At 45.6% G+C, this 23,724-nt stretch carries 20 protein-coding genes; 17 read left to right on the plus strand and 3 right to left on the minus strand.

All coding sequences use genetic code 11. The annotated features are described in order from the left end of the window. Nucleotides 1-557: Ig-like domain-containing protein (locus tag HQ29_RS07965; RefSeq protein WP_200878523.1), on the minus strand; the 557-nt coding region annotated here is incomplete at its 3' end. 799 nt (nt 558-1,356) lie between these two features. Here HQ29_RS07965 and HQ29_RS09975 point away from each other — a divergent pair. The 10 genes from HQ29_RS09975 to HQ29_RS08015 all read left to right on the plus strand — a co-directional run bounded on the left by HQ29_RS09975 (nt 1,357) and on the right by HQ29_RS08015 (nt 12,514). Next, the gene (locus HQ29_RS09975; RefSeq protein ID WP_052090011.1) at nt 1,357-3,522 is read left to right on the plus strand and encodes an LptF/LptG family permease; all 2,166 of its coding nucleotides are present in this window, start codon (nt 1,357-1,359) and stop codon (nt 3,520-3,522) included. 50 nt (nt 3,523-3,572) lie between these two features. Beyond that, on the plus strand, nt 3,573-4,784 hold the full coding sequence (locus HQ29_RS07975) for a bifunctional 3,4-dihydroxy-2-butanone-4-phosphate synthase/GTP cyclohydrolase II (RefSeq protein ID WP_036849424.1): 1,212 nt from the start codon (nt 3,573-3,575) through the stop codon (nt 4,782-4,784). Nucleotides 4,785-4,881: 97 nt separating this feature from the next. Further along, nucleotides 4,882-5,904: an aminotransferase class I/II-fold pyridoxal phosphate-dependent enzyme gene (locus tag HQ29_RS07980; RefSeq protein WP_036869224.1), complete on the plus strand. Its 1,023-nt coding sequence runs from the start codon at nt 4,882-4,884 to the stop codon at nt 5,902-5,904. 139 nt (nt 5,905-6,043) lie between these two features. Next, a complete protein-coding gene (gene rpsU / locus HQ29_RS07985) occupies nt 6,044-6,235 on the plus strand; it encodes a 30S ribosomal protein S21 (protein WP_036788479.1) in 192 nt (63 codons plus the stop codon). 178 nt (nt 6,236-6,413) lie between these two features. Then, complete coding sequence (gene cdd / locus HQ29_RS07990; protein WP_036869074.1) at nt 6,414-6,890, plus strand: cytidine deaminase; 477 nt, start codon at nt 6,414-6,416, stop codon at nt 6,888-6,890. Between the two features lie 98 nt (nt 6,891-6,988). Beyond that, entirely contained in the window at nt 6,989-8,212 is a 1,224-nt protein-coding gene (locus HQ29_RS07995) for an L-serine ammonia-lyase (protein ID WP_036865525.1), read from the plus strand. A 30-nt stretch (nt 8,213-8,242) separates the two neighbouring features. Continuing rightward, nucleotides 8,243-8,887, plus strand: coding sequence for a pyridoxamine 5'-phosphate oxidase (gene pdxH, locus HQ29_RS08000; RefSeq protein ID WP_036869077.1), 645 nt, complete (start codon nt 8,243-8,245; stop codon nt 8,885-8,887). 275 nt (nt 8,888-9,162) lie between these two features. Beyond that, complete coding sequence (locus HQ29_RS08005; RefSeq protein WP_082226863.1) at nt 9,163-11,268, plus strand: S9 family peptidase; 2,106 nt, start codon at nt 9,163-9,165, stop codon at nt 11,266-11,268. Between the two features lie 11 nt (nt 11,269-11,279). Beyond that, complete coding sequence (locus tag HQ29_RS10210) at nt 11,280-11,909, plus strand: HAD family hydrolase (RefSeq protein ID WP_081964502.1); 630 nt, start codon at nt 11,280-11,282, stop codon at nt 11,907-11,909. Then, nucleotides 11,906-12,514: an IMPACT family protein gene (locus tag HQ29_RS08015; protein ID WP_036869078.1), complete on the plus strand. Its 609-nt coding sequence runs from the start codon at nt 11,906-11,908 to the stop codon at nt 12,512-12,514. The genes HQ29_RS10210 and HQ29_RS08015 overlap by 4 nt, the downstream gene beginning before the upstream one ends. Nucleotides 12,515-12,906: 392 nt before the next feature. On the opposite strand, the gene HQ29_RS08025 is transcribed toward HQ29_RS08015, so the two are convergent. Continuing rightward, on the minus strand, nt 12,907-13,569 hold the full coding sequence (locus tag HQ29_RS08025; protein ID WP_036865530.1) for an HmuY family protein: 663 nt from the start codon (nt 13,567-13,569) through the stop codon (nt 12,907-12,909). 45 nt (nt 13,570-13,614) lie between these two features. Continuing rightward, a complete protein-coding gene (locus HQ29_RS08030; RefSeq protein WP_036869082.1) occupies nt 13,615-15,660 on the minus strand; it encodes a TonB-dependent receptor plug domain-containing protein in 2,046 nt (681 codons plus the stop codon). Nucleotides 15,661-15,859: 199 nt separating this feature from the next. Here HQ29_RS08030 and galE point away from each other — a divergent pair, with 199 nt between their 5' ends. The 7 genes from galE (at nt 15,860) to dnaK (ending at nt 23,624) form a co-directional block, all read left to right on the plus strand. After that, a complete protein-coding gene (gene galE / locus HQ29_RS08035) occupies nt 15,860-16,888 on the plus strand; it encodes a UDP-glucose 4-epimerase GalE (protein ID WP_036869085.1) in 1,029 nt (342 codons plus the stop codon). A 165-nt stretch (nt 16,889-17,053) separates the two neighbouring features. Further along, nucleotides 17,054-17,731, plus strand: coding sequence for a tetratricopeptide repeat protein (locus tag HQ29_RS08040; RefSeq protein WP_036869088.1), 678 nt, complete (start codon nt 17,054-17,056; stop codon nt 17,729-17,731). Nucleotides 17,732-18,118: 387 nt separating this feature from the next. Then, complete coding sequence (thrS, locus tag HQ29_RS08045; protein ID WP_036788504.1) at nt 18,119-20,071, plus strand: threonine--tRNA ligase; 1,953 nt, start codon at nt 18,119-18,121, stop codon at nt 20,069-20,071. A gap of 72 nt (nt 20,072-20,143) precedes the next feature. Continuing rightward, entirely contained in the window at nt 20,144-20,683 is a 540-nt protein-coding gene (infC, locus tag HQ29_RS08050; RefSeq protein ID WP_036788507.1) for a translation initiation factor IF-3, read from the plus strand. 106 nt (nt 20,684-20,789) lie between these two features. Further along, nucleotides 20,790-20,987: a 50S ribosomal protein L35 gene (gene rpmI, locus HQ29_RS08055; RefSeq protein WP_036789010.1), complete on the plus strand. Its 198-nt coding sequence runs from the start codon at nt 20,790-20,792 to the stop codon at nt 20,985-20,987. A 111-nt stretch (nt 20,988-21,098) separates the two neighbouring features. Continuing rightward, the gene (rplT, locus tag HQ29_RS08060) at nt 21,099-21,443 is read left to right on the plus strand and encodes a 50S ribosomal protein L20 (protein ID WP_036788510.1); all 345 of its coding nucleotides are present in this window, start codon (nt 21,099-21,101) and stop codon (nt 21,441-21,443) included. Nucleotides 21,444-21,707: 264 nt separating this feature from the next. Continuing rightward, complete coding sequence (gene dnaK, locus HQ29_RS08065) at nt 21,708-23,624, plus strand: molecular chaperone DnaK (RefSeq protein ID WP_036869090.1); 1,917 nt, start codon at nt 21,708-21,710, stop codon at nt 23,622-23,624. Nucleotides 23,625-23,724 lie beyond the last annotated feature (100 nt).

Consider the following 23,724-nt stretch of genomic DNA (forward strand, 5'->3'; position numbering starts at 1 on the left):
CCTTCCTTATGCGTGGTTACCTCTCCGTTGCTGTCAACGGATGCCACCTCCGACTTGTCCGAACTCCACGTTACAGCCTTGTTCGGAACATCCGCAGGTGAGAACGTTACCTGAATCTTGAACTTCTCGCCCTCTACCACGCTCTTTTCCGTTTCCGTGGGAGATACAGCGATGCCTTCCACCACCTTCACCAGGGTTACTTTCACCTCCTGCCCGTAAGCCGTACCGGCGGAATTGGTAGCGTACGCACGAGCATGGTAGACCTTGCCCGGAGTGAGGTTGCCGATGCTTACCTTGAAGCTGCCGGTGCCTTGTCCTGAAGAGACTTTGTCATTGGAAATAGTGGGAGACGAACTCATGGCATAGCAGACACCACGATCCGTAACCGCCACTCCGCCATCTGCGGAGACATTCCCCTCGCACTCGAAACTTGTTGTGGTGATGTTGGAAACAGAGCCGGTTGCTACCGTGGGAGCTTTTGCAGGCTCTTTGGGATCTTTCTTGCATCCTGCCATGGATAAGGATGCAACCAATAATAGAAATAGTACTTTTTTCATAACAACTCATTTTATTGTTTTCTCATTTAATAATCTAATTGAACAAAACGCATAACAGAGAGAAGACGGCAGACAGTGAGCCGTATTCCAACGCATGATCGTTCCTTAATACTTACAAAGGTATTATAAAAATATCTCTGTTCAAAATCATATATCGAATACTGAAACAACTTGAGATAAACGCTTATAAAACTTCCTCTGAATAGTTTTGCTGTCTGAAATCATGCCTTGACTGACACAATTCNTGAGATAAACGCTTATAAAACTTCCTCTGAATAGTTTTGCTGTCTGAAATCATGCCTTGACTGACACAATTCATCGCTTGAGTGCTGCAACCCGCGCCTTGTTCTCGACCAATCAAACCTCAATGTCCGATAATCGCGCCCTGCTTTAGATCTCCGAAAGGGTTCAAACAAAGTTCTAAACCTGTTTGTTCTACTCTCTGAACAGATTCAGGAGCAAAAGTCTCCACACAAAAAAGAGCAGAAAGCAATGCTCCTGCACCTGCTTTCTGCTCTTCTATCGTTTCCTTCAGAAGGATTATCTTCTCCGTCTGCTATTACCTCTTTTTCCCTCGCACCGCCTTGGGGTTACGCTTTGCGCACCATGATGCCTTGCGATCCTACTTCAAAATCCCTGTAAGCCTGCGATAGATCGCCATACAGAGAGTGTCTCGTAACTGCCGGAGAAGGATGGGGTTCATTATCGGTAAATATCCCTATCTTTGCAGATGTCTAAAGCCGGGATAAGGCTTTGGGCAAAGAATGAAACACTCATACACAGACGGCTTACAACATAGATGTTAGGAACAAAAAGGCTTTACGTATATACGCTTCAAAAGTTTTTCCCGCTCTTGGCTATGAACTTTCTCATCGCATGGTTCGTAGTGGTGATGCGGGCTCTTTGGAGTATCGTGGAGGATGTTGTGGGCAAGGGAATAGACGGATTCTTGCTCTTTGAGCTGATCTTCTATGCTGCCGTATCGGTGGTTCCGCAAGCACTCTTTCTGGCGGTGCTGCTCGCTTCGCTGATGACCTTCGGCAGCCTGGGCGAGAAACTGGAGCTTTTGGCAATAAAGACAGCCGGGATTCCGCTCTATAAGGTAATGCAGCCAGTCTTTGTGGTGGTGGTTCTGCTGGCAATAGGAAGCTATACGTTTCAGAACGACTGGCTGATCAAGAGTCAGGTTAAGTTTTATACCCTTTATTTTTCGGCGAGTAATAAAGCTCCGGAACTGGAGATTCCGGAGGGTTCATTCTATAGTCGCATTCCGCACATGAGCATCTACGTCAAGAAGAAAGATGTCCAGAAAAAGATGCTAAGGGATGTGATCATCTACGATTTTTCGCAAGGACATTCGGATGCACGCATTATTCTGGCGGACTCTGCACGTCTCTTCTCCTATGCGGAGAGCAACAAGCTGGTCATGCGACTTTATGGTGGTGAGTCTTTTGAGAATCTTCGAGGACATGCTTCCGATCCCTATGGCGAGCTTGTTCCGTATCGTCGGGAAACTTTTGAACAGAAAGATCTTGTCTCTGCATATGATGCCTCTTTTAGCTTGATGGATCAAGACGTGATTTCATCCCAGTTTGTCGGAAAGAATATTCAACAGCTCGGACACTATACGGACTCCATGAGATTTGTGGTGGACTCTCTTCAGGCAGAGGTAGCAACGCTGATGCTCAATAAGTCTTATCTGAAGACATTTGCTTCGGAACGGACCGTGCGTACTCCGAGCCGGGTCTTTGATAAGCCGGAAGAGGGTTCGGACATCATCCAAACGGAAGAAGAGTTTCTTGCCGCTTCTTATGCCGAGGGCTTCAACGAGAACAGCATCGCTGCAGGTTCGGATACGGCTACGGATACGGCTGCTTCGCAAATGGAGCAAGGGGTTGTCTATCCCGAAATGCCTGATCTCAGCGGTACGGACCAGCAGAAAAAAGAGGTCTCGAATGCCTCTGAAAATACCTCGGAGATCGTCTTGGCAAATCCCGAAAACAGATATGCCAAACTTTCGGATGAGGAGAAAGAAACGTTCAATGTATATAAGAAATTAGAGAAGGCAGATCTTGAGAAACGTCTTTTCATAATATCTCAAGCTCGTGAGTCGCTCAGCTCGAACAGAGAGTCCATTGCATTCGATCAGACGATAGTGGAGGATCAGAGCCGTGTGTACAGACGAAATTTAATAGAGTGGCATAAGAAACTGACCATACCTATTGCCTGTATCGTCTTCTTCTTTATCGGGGCCCCGCTTGGTGCGATCATTCGTAAGGGCGGACTCGGCACTCCATCTATCATAGCAGTGCTCTTTTTTATCTTCTACTTTATCATGGATTCCATCGGATACAGAATGGGACGTGACGGAAAGTGGATGGTGTGGTTCGGTATTTGGCTTCCGACAATGGTGTTGATTCCGATAGGCATTTGGCTGAGCTACATTGCGACCAAAGACTCTTCCAAACTGAATGTGGATGCGTATATACTCTTTGTTAAGAAGCTATTCGGATCGGCTACGGCTCGTAAGGTAGAGTTCAAAGAAGTTACCATGGTCGATGTGGAGAAGAGCAGAGCTATGGCTGAAATAGATGATCTTGATCGATTGGTAAAGCAAGAGCAGGAAGCTCCGCTTCTTAGCTATCGGGCTCTCTTCTTGGACAAAGATGCGCAGAAGTCCAGACGAAATCTTGTGATGCGTACAGAGCAGCTTGTGGAGTATTTGGCTAATAGCCGGGATCTGCTGTTGGTATCCAAACTGGCAGAAGTACCCTTGCTCTCGACAATAGCGTTCTTGCCTCAGTCAAGGTTTGGATGGCTCAATAAATTATTGATGATACTTCTCCCTTTGGGGCTAATGGTTTTCGGATATTACTATATACGTACTCGACAACTTCGTAAATCGCTCAAGCAGATGCAGGTAACACTGACATCGCTTCGGGAATATGCCGGTAGAGAAGTGTAAAAACGGACATATAACATATTAAACATATAAATAACTCGGAAAGAAAAGCTATGGAATTCCAACTTGCCAGTGTAGAACAGGCGATTGAAGATATAAAACAGGGTAAAATTGTTATCGTTGTGGATGATGAAGACCGCGAAAATGAAGGCGACTTTGTGATAGCGGCAGAAAAGGTTACTCCTGAAATCATCAACTTTATGATGCGATATGGTCGCGGTGTATTGTGTGCTCCAATATCCGAAACCAGGGCTGCGCAACTTCAGCTCCCTATGCAGGTGCAGGATAATACTTCTCTGCACGAAACCCCATTTACTGTGACGGTGGACTTGATAGGTAAGGGGTGTACCACGGGTGTATCCATGTATGATAGAGCAATGACGATACTGGCTCTTGCCGATCCTGCGACTACACCCAATATGCTTGCAAGACCGGGACATATAAGTCCTCTGAAGGCAAAGGAAAAGGGAGTACTTCGTCGTGCAGGACACACAGAGGCTTCGGTAGATCTCTGTAAACTTGCAGGTCTTGAACCGGTGGCGTGTCTTATAGAAGTGATCAATGATGATGGTACCATGGCTCGTCTGCCACAGTTGATAGAGATCGCCAAGCAGTTTGAGCTCAATATCATTACCATCAAAGATCTCATTCAATATCGTCTCCGCTACGACTCGATAGTGGAGAAAGGAGCCTCCGCCCATCTTCCGACGCTGTATGGAGACTTTACAATAGTCCCATTCAAACAGAAATCAAACGGATTGGAGCATATAGCCATCATCAAGGGAGATATTGCAGACGGAGAGCCGGTGCTGGTTCGTGTTCACTCTTCTTGTGCAACAGGGGATATCTTCGGATCTATGCGCTGTGAGTGTGGAGAACAGCTTCACTCCGCATTAAGAAAGATAGAAGAAGAAGGACGAGGTGTGGTAATCTACTTGAATCAGGAAGGACGTGGAATAGGTCTGATGGCTAAGATAGAAGCCTATAAATTGCAAGAAGAGGGCTTGGATACAGTAGATGCAAATTTACATCTGGGCTTCAATGCCGATGAGAGAGACTATGGAGTGGGAGCAAGTATGCTACATCTGTTGGGTGTACAGAAGATGAGACTCATGTCCAACAATCCCGTAAAGCGCATCGGACTTGAAGCCTACGGGCTCGAAGTAGTAGAGAATGTGCCCATAGAGGTAACACCCAACAAGTACAACTATCAGTATATGATCACAAAGAAAGAGCGTATGGGACATAACCTTTGCAAATTGTAAAGAGGGCAAAAGCCATTTGGACTTTCTTTCTGTAAATTCTTTGGTAACTTTGTACTTGGAAACGGATATAAATATACCTCACAACACCAATAAAGATATGAGAACAACAGCTGCAAGACTTGAACAAAAGCAACCGATGGATTTCGGTACCAATGTATGGTATGGAGCCACGTTGGATAAGCTTAAAAGCCATCTGATAGAACAGATAGATATAATATCTTCTTATCCGGAAAGGGATGCCAAGTCGCTTCGTCGTCTGTTGGCCCGTCGCTATGAACTCAAGGATGGCAATCTGATCATTACGGCGGGAACTTTCACTGCTGTCAATGTGATAGCTCGGATATTTGATCGAAAGAAATCTCTCTTTGTTACGCCTTGCGGTGGTAAGCTTATAGAGGGATGCGAGGCAAGCCATCACGAGATCGTTCTTTCGGGTGAGATCAATAGTTTGTCCGAGTTGGACTTTACGGGAATAGATCTCTGCTGGATGGCAAATCCGAACACGGTTTCCGGTAAGCAGTACAGGAGAAAAGATATTTTGGATATGGTGGATAGCCACCCCAATGTAACTTTTATCTTTAATATTACCTATGGAAATTACGTCTTGGACGATCCATTAAAGCCATCGGATATGGGCAAGAGGAGCAATATGATCATGTTCTCTTCTGTATCCAAAAGTTACAATCTACCCGGACTTCGCTTGGCTTATATTGTTGCTCCGGAAGGCATTGGAAAGGTGTTGCAGAAGCAAGTGGCTTCTTATAGTATAAGCACTATTGCACAAGAGGCAGGGAAGTATATTTTTGTGCATCCGGCTCAGTTTGTCATTCCTTTAAGAAAGTGGCTGCGCAGTGCGGAAGAGTTTCGCTCTACTCTTGCAACAATACCGGAGATAGAGGTTTTACCATCAAATACTCCTTACTTCTTGATCAAGCTGAATGTCGGAGACGGAAGAGAACTGGCACGTTTCCTTGCAGAGCATCGCAATATCAATATTCGGACAACGGATGATGTTTGTGGCTTGAGTAATCAGTTTATAGGGGTGAGTACACGCTCCTCCGAAGAAAATAGCCTGCTTGTAGCAGCGATTAATGAATGGATAGCGAGCAAAGTGAAGTAACATAAAAGTAGCTCTTTATTCCCTATCTTGCTTATATGCAAAGTTCTTAGTATCTTTGCACACCAAAGTAGAGCTTGCTCTCCTTTCCATTAAATCAAGTTTGGATACAATAATAAAATAATAGCTATATACACAAATCATGATTGTAGTACAATTGAAAGAGGGCGAGAACATAGAGAAAGCCCTAAAGAAGTTCAAGAGAAAATTTGAACGTACTGGTGCCGTTCGCGAGCTTAGAGCACGTCAGGCTTTTACTAAACCTTCTGTAACTAAGAGAAAACAGATGGAAAAGGCCAGATATGTTCAGAAGCTTAGAAGCGTAGAAGAGTAAGAGAGGCTCTCTTCTTCGTGCGTTTTGCAGTACGAGTATGGGCAATCTTCGGATCCTACTACGTCAGATTAGCTTATAGTATATATTTTTAGAGCAATCCCAAAAGCTACTTTACAACGTGAATTTTTCAGTTGTAAAGTAGCTTTTTCGTATCTTAGAGGTTACAAAAACTTAAGTTATGAATCAGAAACAAATTACTATACCATATTATCTGCGTCCTAATGACAGGTTGTCGGATACGGAGCAGGCTCTTGTAGCTAAAGCCCAAGAGGCTGCGGAAAAAGCTTATGCTCCTTACTCCGGATTTCATGTCGGGGCTGCCGTTCTTCTTTCCAATGGGGAGATTGTTTCTGGATCCAATCAGGAGAATGCGGCTTATCCATCCGGGATATGTGCAGAGCGGACAACTCTCTTCTATGCAAATGCACAATATCCGGATGCTTCCGTAGAGGCCTTGGCTATCATAGCCATTCACGGTGGAGAGGTAGTACCATCCATATCTCCATGTGGAGCATGCAGGCAGGTCATGGTAGAGGTATCTTATCGCTACAATAAACCGTACAAGGTTATTCTTGCAGGAAAAGATAAAAGTGTTGTCTTGGAAGATAACAGAATGCTTCTCCCTTTTACGTTCTCCGGAGACGACCTTAAATAGTATCTGATATGATTATCAATAATACTTTATTGGTATCTTTGTTCGGTTAAAAAAGTCGTGTGTAGATAAAATTTCTTTCCGGAGTAGAAAAAGTATTTATGGAATCTATCAAACAGATATATAAGATAGGCAATGGCCCATCTTCAAGTCATACCATGGGACCTAAAAGAGCCGCAGAGATCTTCATACAGGATCTGCCTGAGACGGTAGCATCTTTCCGCACAACGTTGTATGGGAGTCTTGCTGCTACGGGTGTTGGTCACATGACAGATGTTGCGGTGTTGGATGTCCTGCGCCCGATAGCTCCTACAATAATCGTGTGGGAACCCAAGACAGAGTTGGACTTCCATCCCAATGGGATTCGATTTGAAGCTTTTGATGCAGAAAACAATCTTATCAAGGAGTGGCTGGTGTTCAGTGTCGGCGGTGGTTCTCTTGCCAATGAGGAGTTTGACGAGCGCACATCCCAAGAAATCTATCCGCATAATACTATTACGGAGATTATGGACTATTGTAAGACCAACAGTCTTCACTACTGGGAGTATGTGGAAAAGTACGAAGGTCCTGAGATCTGGGAACATTTGGACGAAGTGTGGAAAGTGATGAAGGAGGCTGTGGAGAGAGGACTCGATGAAGTAGGAATCCTTCCCGGCGGATTGAATCTGCGTCGAAAAGCAGGGGATTATATGATTCGAGCCAAAGGATATGGCAGTAATGTACAGAGTAGAGGATTGGTTTACTCGTATGCTCTTGCCGTATCGGAAGAGAATGCAGCGGGAGGCCGTATAGTTACAGCCCCTACTTGTGGTTCTTGTGGTGTATTGCCGGCAGTGCTTTATCACCTATCTACTTCTCGTTCTTTCACTCCAAAGCGTATTCATAGAGCATTGGCTACTGCAGGGTTATTTGGCAACGTTGCACGTACAAATGCTTCTATCTCCGGAGCAGAGGTCGGATGTCAGGGAGAGGTCGGGGTTGCTTGCAGTATGGCGGCAGCAGCAGCGAATCAGCTTTTTGGAGGAACACTCAAACAGATAGAGTATGCCGCAGAGATGGGACTCGAACACCATCTGGGGTTGACATGTGATCCCGTTTGCGGACTTGTACAGATACCTTGTATTGAACGTAATGCCTTTGCAGCTGCTCGTGCTTTGGATGCTAATACTTATGCCAACTTTTCCGATGGTACTCACCGGGTTTCTTTTGATCAGGTCGTCTCCGTCATGAAGCAGACAGGTAAAGATCTTCCCAGTATTTATCGTGAAACATCCGAAGGAGGACTTGCACTTCATGAGCAGAGCATACAAAGCATCACTTGTTAGAACCTTTCTATTTTTAACTAATAATACATTATGAGCTTAGAACTACAGGATATCCGTCGAGACTTCAAGGCCGGAAGTCTTGATAGAAAGGATATGCCAAAAGATCCGCTTGTAAAAGTGGATGAGTGGATAAAGGAGGCCGTTGAAAAGCAAGCAATAGAACCTACGGCAGTAATCGTAACGACGGCAACTCCGGATGGTCATCCTTCTTCTCGGACAGTACTTTTGAAAGAAATCTTGAATGGGAAGTTTATTTTTTACACCAATTACGAGAGCCGAAAAGGGGAGCAAATAGCTGCAAATCCCTATGTGTCGCTTACATTTTTATGGCATCAGTTCGAACGTCAGATACACATAGAGGGCGTCTGCACGAAAGTTGCTCCGGAAGTTTCGGATGCTTATTTCCGTTCACGTCCATATAAAAGCAGAGTCGGAGCTCGTATCTCTCCTCAGAGCAGACCTATACCATCTCGTACATTTATCATGACGGAGTTTATGAAAGAGTCTCTCAAATATACCGGACGAGAAGTTCCAAGACCGGATTCGTGGGGGGGCTATCAAGTTGTTCCACACAGGATAGAGTTTTGGCAAGGGCGTGAGAGTCGTCTGCATGATCGTTTTCTTTACGTACAAGATGAAAGAGGAGAGTGGACATTGGAGCGTATAGCCCCTTAATAGGATAGCGATCGGAGTATTTATATTTTGTCTATTAGGGCTACGATATAGAGTGAAAGCTACACAACAGACGTGTGGCTTTCATTTTTTTTGTGCTCTGCCATAACTGCTTGTTTGGTATGGCAGAGGTTCTTTTGTAGGGCTGATATATTATTAGTACTTTAGCGGAGGAATAAAAAAGAGGTTTTGTTTCATTTCTTTACGAGATCTCTATTTTATGGCTCCTTTTAATTGAGGATTTAAGAATAAGTATAAATAAGCAACAGACATTCTACATGAAAAAAACATTCTTTATGGCATGCCTCTGTGCTGCTATCGGATTCGGGAGCGGATCCGCAACAGCAGCTACTCCCGGTGCTTCTACGGAGAAGAAAGCAATGACTCCGGAAGTTTTACTTTCACTTACTCGTATTTCGGCACCTACACTCTCTCCCAATGGTCAGATGTATCTTTATAGCCGATCCATGCCCAATATCAAGGACAATAAGATTCTTTCCGAAGTGGTATTGGCGCGTCTTGATGGCAAAGGTGCTCCGGAGGTAATTTTAGGTACGGACAAGAAAGCTTCTCAGGCTACATTCTTATCGGATACGGAGATTGCTTATGTTGCAAAGGCGGGGGACTTCTCTCAGATATGGCTTTATAATACAGTAAATAAGACATCTGTACAGCTCTCAAGTTTCGACTTTGATGTTACCGGATTTCTTTTCTCTCCCAATCGTGAAAAGGTTGTGGTGGTAAGAGATGTGGAGTTGCCCAATATCGCAAAGGATAGAAACAAAGACCTTGACAAGATTTCCGGAAAGATCTACACCGATCTTATGTATAAGCATTGGGACGAGTGGAAGGTCTCCATACCGAAACCATTTGTTGCGAAGGTAGAAACCGGCTCCAATAAGATCGCCGGCGATCTCCTGCCTGTACTTAGAGCGGATGAGTGGTTCGAGGCTCCTACCAAACCTCATGCCGGAATCGAGCAGTTCGCTTGGTCTAATGAAGGCAAATACTTGGCTTACTCTTGCCGCAAGAAAGTCGGATTGGAGTATGCTGTAAGCACAAATACAGACATCTATCTTTTCGATACAGAGACAGCCACTACGGTAAATCTTTCGGAAGGAATGATGGGCTACGATACCAATCCTATGTTTTCTCCGGATGGTCAGTCCATTGCTTGGGTCAGCATGGAGCGCGATGGTTATGAGGCGGATATTAAGCGTCTGTTTGTGATGGATTTTAAGACCCAGATGAAGAAGCACCATGCTCCCGATTTTGAACACCATGTAGATCAGTTCGTTTGGCTACCCGATGGAAAGAAGATTCGCTTTGTCGCTACCATAGAAGCTCTTACCAATATCTACGAGATAGATCTTGCCACAGACAAGATAGAGGCCATAACCGAAGGCGTACACGATGTAACGGCATTCTCAGGCAATGGTCGTACCTTCGTTACCGGTATTCAGTCTTTCACTCACCCTACGGATCTCTTCCGCGTGGAGCTTCCTGCAAAGAAAACCAAGAAGAATAGAGGATTGGGCAAGCTCACAAAGCTCACCACAGAAAATGATGCCGTGCTTGCCGGTATAGAGATGGCTCAAGTGGAGAAAGTATGGATAGACACTACGGATGGTAAGAAGATGCTCACATGGTTCGTGAAGCCTCCGTTCTTCGATCCTAATAAGAAGTATCCTGCTATTCTTTACTGTCAGGGAGGTCCTCAGAGTACGGTGAGCCAGTTTTGGAGTTATCGTTGGAACCTCAATACATTCTCTTCTTTCGGATATGTCATTGTGGCACCGAACCGCAGAGGCTTACCATCTTTTGGCAAGGAGTGGCTCGAACAGATCAGCGGAGATTATGGTGGTCAGAACATGAAAGACTACCTTGCTGCCATCGATCATGCCGCGACTCTTTCTTATATAGATAAAGATCGTTTGGGATGTACGGGCGCAAGTTACGGCGGATTCTCCACTTATTGGCTTGCCGGGCATCACAACAAACGCTTCAAAGCGTTCTTCGCGCATGCCGGTATCTTCAATCTTGAGGCGCAGTATCTCGAAACGGAAGAGAAGTTCTTTGCCAACTGGGATATGGGCGGTCCATACTGGGATAAGAGCAATGCCACCGCACAGAAAACATTTGCCACCTCTCCTCACCGCTTTGTGGGCGAGTGGGACACTCCTATCTTCATCTGTCACGGGGAGTACGACTTCCGCATCCTTGCTTCCCAAGGCATGCAGGCTTTCGATGCCGCACGCATGAGAGGAATACCAACCGAGATGTTGTTGTATCCGGACGAAACACACTGGATATTGAAGCCTCAAAACGGAATGTTGTTCTACAGAAGCTTCCGGTCTTGGTTCGACAGATGGCTTAAGAAGTAATCTCATTGCGGATGAAAATAGAAAACATTGTCCTTGATCTCGGTGGCGTCCTGCTCCATCTTGATATTGAGGAGAGCATAAAAAGATTTCAAGAGATTGGCGTGTATGATGCACGCCAATTTCTTAACCCCTACAAGCAGAGCGGACTTTTCCTCGACCTTGAACGAGGGACGCTCTCCGCCTACGAGTTTGTCCGGGCGCTCTCGCAGAGATACGGACGCAGCTACACCTATAACGATATAGAGCACTGCCTGCTCGGCTTTGTCCGCGAAGCGCAAGCCTATAAGTTTGAGTTTATAGAGCAGCATCTTCTGCCTCACTACAACCTTTATCTCCTCAGCAATAATAATCCTTTCATCTACAATTGGTGTAATAGCAACTCCTTCCTGCCCGACAGAAGGAAGCTCGAAGGATTTTTCCACAAGACCTTTTGCTCCTATCACATGAATCTGTGCAAGCCGGAAGCCGAAATCTTTCAGGCAGCCATAGATATTTCCGGAATGGATCCGGAGAAAACCCTCTTTGTGGACGACGGAGAGGCAAACGTGGAGATGGGGAAAAAGTTTGGCTTCCGAACGATCATGCCCCACAACGGAGCCGACTGGCGAAACGAACTCTTATCCATACTTCACCGGCAATGACCGCATATAAGACCATCCTTCAACGCTCCCAAAGCGCCCTGACCGAGAAGCGAAGCAAATTCATCTCCTTCGCCATCCCCGTAACCTCTCCGGAAGAAGCACTGGAGGAGGTAGCAAAGTTGCGAAAAGAGTATTTCGATGCTCGCCATGTCTGCTGGGCTTATGTCGTGGGGACGCGAACGCGACAAGAGAGAGCCAACGACGACGGAGAACCATCCTCCACAGCCGGAAAGCCCATCTTGGGACAGATACACTCCGCCGAGCTGACCAATATCCTCGTTGCCGTTGTTCGCTACTTCGGGGGGATAAAGCTGGGGACGGGCGGACTCATCGTAGCCTACAAAGAAGCAGCCGCTCTGGCGATAGCGGCATCCGAAATCATCACCATAGACCTCGCCAGACGCTACAAAGTCTCTTTCGGATTCGACGACATCAACACCATCATGCGTGTGGCGAAGACCTATTCTGCCGAGACGGCAGATACCGAAAGCTCTCTCTCCGGATACCAATGGACTTTCTCCGTGAAAGAGGAGCTTGCCGGTTCTTTTTTTGATGAAATCTCATCACTCTACTTTGCTGGAATAGAAGAGTTGCAAGAAGAATAATCCCCCTATCCCGTCATCGCACACTCTCGTCCGCACGCCAATTTATTTCCGTCCGCACACCAATAAATTTTTGCATATACGAAAATAAATTTCTGCATATGCAAAAATATTTTTCTGCATATACGAAAATAAATTTCTGCATATGCAAAAATATTTTTCTGCATATACGAAAAAATATTTCTGTCCGCATGAAAATTTTTTTCCATGCCCATGAAAAATTTTTTCTTGGCCACGGAAATTTATTTTCTTACTAATCCAAAGTTTTTTTTCTGTAGACTATAAGTGAGTTTTGTCTGTCGTCAAAAAATAAGAAGCCGTAAAGATAGATTTACGGCTTCTTCTGCTTGTCTATCCGTAGCGATGCGGATAGTCTGTATTCCAGATAATGGAAGTTAGTTCAGTTTCGTACTGCCATCGGCTTGGTAGACATATTTGAAGCTGATGTATCCCGGTCTGCCTTCTGCATTGGAGTAGCTGACGAACTTTACTTTGGCATACTTGCCGTCCGCCGTGCGGATGATGAAGATGTTTTCGTTGGGTGTATAAGTGGGAGGAGGTCCTTGGAACCTGATTGCCTCACCGAGTCGGATGTCTACTCTTGGTTGGAGCTGGATCTTGGAGATGCCGCTCAGCACAACGTTTGCCGTGGTTTTGTGTTCGATCACTTTACCATTGTAGCCGAGAGCAACGTAGTCTTCGTCTATGCCGTATCCTGTGATCGGTGCTTCTTTGACATCGGCAAGATTCTGCTTGTCTGTCTTGAGTGCGCCACCTTTCCCTTTGCCGGACTTACCGCTGTTCGTACGGAAGAAGAAGGAGTTGAACGCTATATCCCAGTCTGAACGCTCTTGATAGTTGGACTCTGTAACGCCTCCCACTTCTTTGCCCGTAGCAAAAGAGAAGTAGATCCATTCTCCTTGAAACTCGGTAGGTTTGCTCTGTGTGTACTCTTTTGCAGAAGCATCGGGAGATGGAGCCTCTCCGGGCTTTTTTTCGCACGATGTCAGTGATAGCGCTGCCAGTATGACGAGCGAGATAAAGATTGTTCTGTTCATAAGTGATAAGTATATAAGTTGTGTTTGAAGTAAAACGGGGGCAGACTATATCTTGAGATGCAGAGATACAAAAGCGTTTCGCCCGATCCCCGTATATGAATTGAAGCTGACGATACCTGCGTGGTAGTCGAATATGTTGTCCACTCCGAGCGTTATCTGACCTACTTTGTCGTGGCGATAGGAGAGGGAAACGTGCCAGAGGGAGTACGCCGGAATGATTGTCGTGTAGTATTCCGTTGTCGTGGTACCGTTTTGTTCGAGATCTTCTTGGACGTCAAACTCCTTTTTGCCGATATACGAACCGGAAAGGTTGATGTTGATGCCGCTCTTTCCCCATGAGCGATCGTACTCGGCACGAAGCGTTCCGGACAGAGTGCTTTGTGTGTTGAGCTGGAGACTTTTGTTCTTTGTGGGGTGGAGGTAGCTGGCAGAAGCGTGGAGATGAAGCCCGTTCACAAACGGATTGAATCGTATCTGTGCCTGCAGTCCGGCAAGGAGAGAAGACTCGATGTTGTTGTAATGAAGTTCTTTTTGATTGTTCCGCCAAATGCCCTCGATCTTGTTGGAGAAGCTGTTGTAGTAGCCGGAGATCAGCGCATAGAAGCGTCCGGAGACATACTCGGAAGAGAGAGAGAAGTAGTGGTTGCGCTCCGGTCGAAGTGCGGAGTTGCCATAGATCATGAACATACCGAGATGATCCCAGTTCATGTGCAGCTCTTTGATACTCGGCGATCGGTATCCTGCGCCGTAATTGAAGCGGAGCGTTACCGGCATCAGCTTATATATGGCTGCCGCTTTGGGTGCAAGATTGAAGCCGTAAGCGTTGTGATAATCTCCTCTCAGCCCGGCTATAATGCCAAAGCGGGGAGTGATCTGCCAGTCCTCTTGAACGTAAAGAGATGCGCTGTGCTGGCTTCGGGCGGAGTAGCCAACATTGGTAAACTTATCCGTGTAAAGCATCTCGTCGAAGTATTCTGCGCCAAGGCTCAGCTCGTGGTGCTCTCCGATCTTCCGGACGTACGAGAGGCGCGGCTGCACCAAACGGTGTTTGTAGATGAGGTCTTTGCGTCCTTTTATCAGTTCGAACTTCTTGTACTTGTTGTACTGATCACCCGAAAGCGTGAGCTTGAGCATTCCCTTATTATCAAATGTATATGTTCCGGAGATGCTTCCGGCGATATCCGTGTTGTATTCGTAAAGGTTGTCCGGATTGAGATCATACTTGCTCATCTCGTACAGAGTGCCCGTAGCGGAGAGGGAGAGCCTTTTGTTCGGAGTGAATGTCAACACTTCACGTACGCTGTTGGTACGGAAGCCTGAGACATTGGTCGGGGAAGTGCTTACCGGCAGCGTGATGGTAAGATCCTGTTTCTTGAAATGTTTTTTGAGCCCTTCGCTGTCATAGAGAGCGTAAGCGTCCGCACTCCGATGCGTCAGTGTGGTCTGTGTACTCCACTTGCTATGGCGGTAGGATGCGGTCAACGAGCCGTTCAGGTTGGGTGCATCGGCATTTCGTTTGAAGAGAGCGTATTTATCGCCTGCTTCTATCGAGGGATAGTTCGTCTGATAAGCCGGGCTCCACTTCGTGTCCAGTGAGAGTCGAAAACGATCTTTGGGCTTTTTCGTGATGATATTGATGACGCCTCCCATTGCCTGCGTACCATAGATGGCAGACCCGGCACCTTGGACAATCTCTATCCTTTCTATATTGTTCAGATTGATCCGCTGGTAGTCTATATTATTGCCACTCTCTCCTGCCATACGCTCTCCATCTATAAGGAAAAGGATGTGTTTGCCACTAAGCCCTTGCATATTGATGCTTGTTCCGAAGCCGACCTCATTGAACGTAAGCCCCGGTACCTCTTGCGATAGAAGAGATTTAATGTCCGTAAGACCTCTGGACTCTATCTGTTTGGCGGTGATCACCTGCGTCATCACAGGGGAGTTAGATATCTTTTTCGGAGTACGGGTTGCCGTTACCACTACTTCCTCGATCTCCCGGTAGTCGTCGGCGTTGCGCTTCTTCCCTTGCTGTGCAAAGGAGGCAGAGTATATGAATATACCCAAGAGGGTAAAGATGATGCGATTCATTGCTTTATACAGAACAGAGCATAGAATATTCTACTTCTGAATTTTTGTGCAAAACTATACATACCTTTCTTTCTACACAATAGCTATAAATCGGTATTTTGTTCCTCTCTTTTTGTCTGTGCATTAAGGGTAAAATCGGAGCCGTTATATTGCAGAAAGTTTCTTAAATTTGCGAGAGCAAAAACCCAAAGAATTAGATATGAATAAGAAAACAATTTTGGTAACCGGCGGTACCGGTTATATCGGTTCTCATACCACCGTGGAGCTTCAAGCAGCCGGATATGATGTCATTATCGTGGATAACCTTTCCAATTCCAATAAAGAAGTGATAGACGGGATAGAGTCCATATCGGGTGTGCGTCCGTTGTTTTATGAGTTGGACTGCAACGATAAAGAGGGGCTAAGCCGCATCTTCTCTTCTCATCCGGGTATAGAGGGTATTATTCATTTCGCTGCAAGCAAGGCGGTAGGGGAGTCTGTGCAGAAACCACTGCTCTATTACCGTAACAATATAGTAACGCTACTGAACCTGCTGGAGCTGATGTCCGAGCATCATGTCAAGGGTATCGTCTTCTCCTCATCCTGCACCGTTTACGGGCAGCCGGATATACTTCCCGTCACGGAAGCGGCTCCCACAAAACCTGCACTCTCTCCGTATGGCAACACGAAGCAGATCAACGAAGAGATCATACGCGACACCATCTACTCCGGTGCGCCTTACAAAGCTATTCTGCTGCGCTACTTCAATCCGATAGGTGCTCATCCGTCTGCCAAGATAGGCGAGCTCCCCATCGGCGTACCCCAAAATCTTGTCCCTTACATCACGCAAACCGCAGCCGGCATCCGTGCCGAACTGAGCGTCTTCGGGGATGATTACGACACACCGGACGGCTCTTGCATCAGAGACTATATCAATGTGGTAGACCTTGCCAAAGCGCACGTCATCGCCATGGATCGTATGCTCAAGAGCGATAAAGGCGAGCAGATGGAAGTCTTTAACATCGGAACGGGACGAGGCGTCAGCGTTCTGGAGCTGGTACATACCTTTCAAGAAGCTACCGGCGTAGCTCTTCCGTACAAGATTGTAGGACGAAGAGAGGGAGACATAGAAAAGGTCTGGGCAGACCCCCAACATGCCAACGAAGTGTTGGGATGGCGGGCAGAAAAAGAGTTGGCTGAGACTCTTCTGAGCGCTTGGAAGTGGCAGAAAAAACTGTCTCAAAAGTAAACCTGTCCGTTTGCTCTGCTTTCTTTCCGCTCTCTATCCGCTACAAAATTAAGATGGTAGTATCAGGGTATTCAACTTTATTTTGTACTTTTGTGGGCGGAATGAATTATTCTCTAATTTTTTGAGCATAAACTTAAAAGTCACATTTAGATTACGAGACTAAAAATGAAGGATCAGAAACAACACTCTTCGTTAGGAGAGACTACAGCGGAAGCTATAACCCGTTCGGAGAAATTTTTAGACGAAAACAAGAAAGCTATTGTCTTTGTCATCATAGCAGCAGTAGCTTTGGTGGGTCTCATTTTGGGATACAAGTATCTGTACAAACAACCCCATGAGAAGAATGCAGAAAAGAGCATCTTCGTTGCGGAAAACTATTTCGCCAAAGACTCTTTCCAGCTCGCTCTTAACGGTAACGGTGCAGACATCATGGGTTTCTTGGACGTAATCAAAAAGTATGATGGTACGCCTTCAGGCAATGTGGCTCATGCTTATGCAGGTATCTGCTACTACAAGCTCGGAGACTATGCAAAGGCTGAAGAGCATTTGAAGAAGTTCGACTCTTCGGATACCATGGTCGCACCTGCTCTGATCGGTCTTATCGGAGACTGCTATGTAGAGCAAGACAAGTATCAGGAAGCCATCGGCTACTTTGAAAAAGCAGCAAAGAGCGCCGATAACGAGCTGATCTCTCCGATATATTTGAAGAAAGCGGCAACCGTTTACAAGCATCTTGGTCAGAATGACAAGGCTTTGGAATGCTACAAAACCATCAAGGAAAAGTACTACGCTTCTCAAGATGCTCAAGATATAGACAAGTACATAGAACAGCTATCGTTCTAAACATCCGTTTAGACCCGAAGAATAAGAGAGGATGCGTCTTTCATCAAGGCGCATCCTCTTTCTTTTTCAGGTGTCTGCCCGGATCTTTTCTCCCGAAAGATTTTTTCTCCGAAGCCGTTCAGAACATTCTCTAAACCTTAAAAGAGGTTGCTCTAAACGGGATAAAAGGTGAAAACCAAGCCTCGTTTTCCATAATTCATGGTTCGATTTGCAAAACTCATGACCTGCTTTGCAGAACTCACGGCTTGCTCCGCAAAAACTCACGGCTTGCTTTGCGACAGTCAAAGTTTGCTTCAAAGAATATAACAGGTTCATTCTTTTATTTATACACTAAAAGAAGTATCTTTGCACAATATTTAGATCAAAAAATAGATTCAATAGGAACTTATGTCTCAAATAACGATAACTTTCCCCGATGGCTCTCAGAGAGAGTTCGAGTCCGGTATCACTCCTCTTCAAATAGCGGAGTCTATCAGCTCCAGATTGGCCGGAGATGTCCTTTCGGCGTCTATAAATGGTAAAAATTCCGACCTTGCCACGCCCATTACGGAGGATGCTTCCATCATTCTTCACAAGTGGGACGACAAAGAAGGCAAGCATGCGTTCTGGCACACCAGTGCTCACCTCATGGCGGAAGCATTGCAGGAGCTTTATCCGGGAGTGAAGTTCGGTATCGGTCCGGCCATCGAGAACGGTTTCTATTACGATGTGGATCTTGGGGACAGAGTGATAAAAGACTCCGATCTGGCTGCAATAGAGAACAAGATGAAAGAGTTGGCATCTCAAGGATGCCCGCTGCAAAGACGTGCCATAAGCAAGTCGGACGCTTTGGAGTACTGGAACCAAAAAGGAGACGAATATAAGATAGAGCTTATAACAGACCTTGAAGACGGTACCATCACAACATATACACAGGGAGGATTTACCGATCTCTGTCGCGGTCCTCACCTGAGAGACACATCGCCCATAAAGGCTATAAAGCTGCTCTCCATTGCGGGTGCATACTGGCGTGGAGACGAAAAGCGCAAGCAGCTCACACGTATATATGGTATCACTTTCCCTAAGAAGAAGATGCTCGATGAGTATCTCGTTCTTCTGGAAGAAGCCAAAAAGAGAGACCACAGACGCATCGGTAAAGAGTTGGAGCTCTTTGCTTTCTCACAAAATGTGGGTGCCGGTCTTCCCTTGTGGCTGCCGAGAGGTACACAGCTTCGCCTTTCGCTCGAAGACTTCTTGAAGAAGATCCAAAAGCGTTATGGTTATGATCAGGTGATGACTCCGCATATCGGCAACAAGGCTCTATACGTTACTTCCGGACACTATGAGAAGTATAAGGAAGATGCTTTCCGCCCTATCCTTACGCCTCAAGAGGGAGAAGAGTTCATGCTTAAGCCGATGAACTGCCCTCACCACTGCGAGATGTACAAGGTGAAGCCTCGTTCTTATAGAGATCTTCCGGTGCGTCTGGCAGAGTTCGGTACGGTTTATCGTTATGAACAGAGTGGTGAGCTTCATGGTCTTACCCGTGTAAGAGGGTTTACCCAAGATGATGCGCACATCTTCTGCCGTCCCGATCAGCTGAAAGAAGAGTTCTTGAAGGTTGTGGATATCATCTTCATCATCTTCAAAGCTCTCAACTTTGAAAACTTTGAAGCGCAAATATCGCTCAGAAGCAAAGAGGACAGAAGTAAATATATCGGAAGCGAGGAAAACTGGGAAAAAGCAGAAACAGCGATCATAGAAGCTTGTCAGGAGAAAGGTTTGAGTGCCGTAATAGAATATGGAGAAGCGGCATTCTATGGACCTAAGCTTGACTTCATGGTGAAGGATGCCCTTGGTCGCCGTTGGCAGCTCGGTACCATTCAGGTGGATTATAACCTCCCGGAACGCTTCGACCTCGAATATACCGGAGAGGATAACAAGAAACACCGCCCTGTGATGATTCACAGAGCACCATTCGGATCTATGGAGCGTTTTGTGGCAGTGCTTATTGAGCACACTGCCGGAAAGTTCCCTCTATGGCTCACACCGGATCAGGTGGTTATCCTGCCTATCAGCGAAAAGTATAACGACTATGCTTATAATGTTTCTCGCTACTTTGCTTCTCAAGACATTCGCTCTTCGGTGGATGACAGAAATGAGAAAATCGGCAAAAAGATCCGGGATAACGAGCTTAAACGCATCCCTTACCTGCTTATCGTAGGAGAAAAAGAGATGGAAACCAACACGGTATCTGTAAGAAAGCAAGGTGAAGGTGATAAAGGTTCGGAAGAATTTACTACCTTTGCGAAGAATTTGAACGAAGAGGTTGAGTCTATGCTTAATGCATGGCAGGCTTAATCCCTATTTTGATTATACATATACATTATAACATACACACCCATATTCACCGGCAACAGAAAAAAGTACTGAATGGCGATAAACAACAAGAAAGACGATAAGGATCAGCATAGATTAAATGAGAAGATCCGTGTAAAAGAGGTTCGTCTCGTAGGAGATAATGTAGAGCAAGGTATCTATCCTACTCAGAAAGCTCTTGCAATGGCAGAGGAACAGGGCTTGGATCTCGTGGAGATTTCTCCTAATGGTGAGCCTCCGGTGTGTAGAATAATGGATTACCAGAAGTTTCTTTATCAGCAAAGAAAGAAACTGAAGGAACAGAAAGCAAAATCTGTAAAGGTCGTGGTGAAGGAGATTCGCTTCGGACCTCAGACAGACGAGCATGATTATAACTTCAAGCTCAAGCATGCGATAGGATTCCTCGAAGATGGCGCAAAGGTTAAGGCTTATGTCTTTTTCCGTGGACGATCCATCCTTTTCCAGGATCAGGGAGAGATGCTGCTGCTTAAGTTTGCAAACGACTTGGAGGAATACGCTAAAGTAGACCAGCTACCCAAGTTGGAAGGTAAGAGAATGATCATGATGTTCTCCCCTAAGAAGACCAAAAAGTAAAGCAGCTGCAAAGCTCTTGACTTTATAACTCATATATTTTAAGTGTTGATTGCGCTTATGGCTGCGCAACAACATTATGTTTAACAAACAATACAAACGTACGAAAATGCCTAAATTGAAGACTAACTCCGGTGCGAAGAAAAGGTTTACCCTTACCGGAACAGGTAAAATCAAGCGCAAACACGCTTTTAAGAGTCATATCCTGACTAAGAAGACAACTAAGCAAAAACGTCATCTTACCGCTACAGGTCTTGTTCACAAAGTGGACGAAGCCAGCGTGAAGAGAATGCTTAACCTCAGATAACAGAGGCTCCTGAAAGTAGTATTTGTACAGATTTTTTTAACAGAGCACTTAGCCCCGCAAAGGAGTAAGAGATTCCATAATCCGCTAAGTCTCACAAAACAATTTTAAACTATGGCTAGATCAGTCAATCATGTTGCTTCAAGAGCGAAGAGAAAAAGAATTTTGAAGCTCACTCGTGGCTATTACGGAGCCCGTAAGAATGTTTGGACCGTTGCTAAGAACACTTGGGAAAAGGGTCTTACATATGCTTACAGAGACCGTAAGAACAAAAAACGTAACTTCCGTGCTCTTTGGATCCAACGTATCAATGCAGCTGTTCGTCAAGAAGGTATGAGCTACTCTAAGTTTATGGGTGCTCTTCATGCAAACGGTATAGAGATCAACCGTAAGGTTCTTGCAGATCTTGCAATGAATCATCCGGAAGCATTCAAGGCTATCGTAGATAAGGTGAAGTAAGAAACACTTTCGTCTACCAAAATATTCAGGGACTCCTGCCTCTTTTAGAGGTGGGAGTCTTTTTTTAGTCATATTTGGCACGTTATCTGCTATGCTATCCAAGAGGTGTCATAGATGTCTGTCATACATTCTGCCAGAGTTAAGCTCTTGTCAGTGTACTCTGCCAGCTTTAATCTGTTGGCACACCGTTTGAATTTTATTGTGTGGAATGCTCGAAAGAGAGCTTTCCGAAATGAACGAACAAACTAAAAACAATTATATATAATGGGAAAAATAATCGGAATTGACTTAGGTACTACCAACAGCTGCGTATCTGTAATGGAAGGTAACGAGCCGGTAGTAATTGCAAATAGCGAAGGTAAAAGAACAACACCTTCAGTAGTGGCATTCGTGGAAAACGGAGAACGTAAGGTGGGAGATCCTGCTAAGCGTCAAGCTATCACGAATCCTCAAAATACCATATTCTCTATTAAGAGACTTATGGGAGAGACATTCGGACACATGGCAAACGAAGCAAGCAAGCTTCCTTATAAGGTTGTTAAGGGAGATAACGACTCTTGCCGCGTAGATATTAACGGTCGTCTTTACTCTCCTCAAGAGATTTCTGCGATGATTCTTCAGAAGATGAAGAAGACGGCGGAAGATTATCTTGGAGAAGAGGTAACATCTGCGGTGGTAACTGTTCCGGCATACTTCTCGGATGCTCAACGTCAAGCAACAAAAGAAGCAGGCGAGATTGCAGGTCTTAAAGTAGAGCGTATCGTGAACGAACCTACTGCCGCAGCTCTTGCTTATGGCTTGGATAAGAGTACAACAGATAAGAAGATCGCTGTATTCGACCTTGGTGGTGGTACGTTCGATATCTCTATCCTCGAATTGGGTGATGGCGTCTTTGAAGTACTCTCAACAAATGGTGATACACACTTGGGTGGTGATGACTTCGATCATGTTATCATCGAATGGCTTGTAGATGAGTTCCGCAAGGACGAAGGATTGACTCTCAGCGAAGATCCTATGGCGCTTCAACGTCTTAAAGAAGCAGCGGAAAAGGCAAAGATAGAGCTATCTTCTTCTGCATCTACAGAGATAAACCTTCCATATATTATGCCGGTAAACGGTATTCCCAAACACTTGGTGCGTACATTGACCAGAGCGAAGTTTGAACAGCTGGCAGACAAGTACATCCAAGCTTGTGTGGCTCCTTGTCAGAAAGCATTGTCCGATGCAGGACTTAAGGCTTCGGACATCGACGAAGTAATCTTGGTGGGTGGTTCCACTCGTGTTCCGGCTATTCAGGAGATTGTACAAAAGATCTTCGGCAAAGCTCCATCCAAGGGAGTGAATCCGGACGAAGTTGTAGCTCTTGGTGCTGCCATACAAGGCGGTGTACTTAGCGGAGATGTAAAGGATGTACTTCTATTGGATGTTACTCCTCTATCTCTCGGTATCGAAACACTTGGCGGAGTGATGACAAGGCTTATAGATGCCAACACCACTATCCCTGCGAAGAAGAGCCAAGTATTCTCCACTGCTGCGGACAATCAGCCTTCTGTAGACATTCACGTGCTTCAAGGAGAACGTTCTATGGCGAGAGACAATAAAACACTCGGTCGTTTCTCTCTCGATGGTATTCCTCCTGCACCACGTGGTGTGCCTCAAATCGAAGTAACATTCGATATCGACGCCAATGGTATAGTGAACGTAAGTGCAAAAGATAAGGCTACCGGTAAAGAGCAAGCTATCCGCATCGAAGCATCTACCGGTCTTTCGGAAGAAGAGATCCAACGCATGAAGGACGAAGCTGCGGCAAATGCAGAAGCAGACCAAAAAGAGCGTGAGCGCATAGACAAGCTGAACCAAGCAGACAGCATGATCTTCCAAATAGAGAAGAGCCTCAAGGATCTTGGCGATAAGCTTCCTGCCGACAAGAAGAGCGAAATAGAGACAGCTCTTGCCGACCTTAAGGAGAAGCACAAAGCTCAAGACATTGCCGGACTTGATGCTGCAATGGATAAGCTCAACGCTATCTTCCAAGAAGCAAGCCAACAGATGTATGCTCAGCAAGGTGCACAAGCCGGAGGTCCTCAACCTAATCCTAACGCTTCATCTGCTAATGCCGGTGGTGGTGATGCAAATCAGGAAGGAGATGTTACGGATGCGGATTTTGAAGAAGTGAAATAATTCCGCTCACAAACGAGCATCAGACAAATAGTAAATAGCAGTAATATAACAACTTACTGCTATTTTTATTTTCTATAGTTTTCTATCGATTTTAGTCGTA

The sequence above is a fragment of the Porphyromonas canoris genome (assembly GCF_000765975.1).
In the GTDB taxonomy this organism is placed as follows: Bacteria; Bacteroidota; Bacteroidia; order Bacteroidales; family Porphyromonadaceae; genus Porphyromonas_A; species Porphyromonas_A canoris.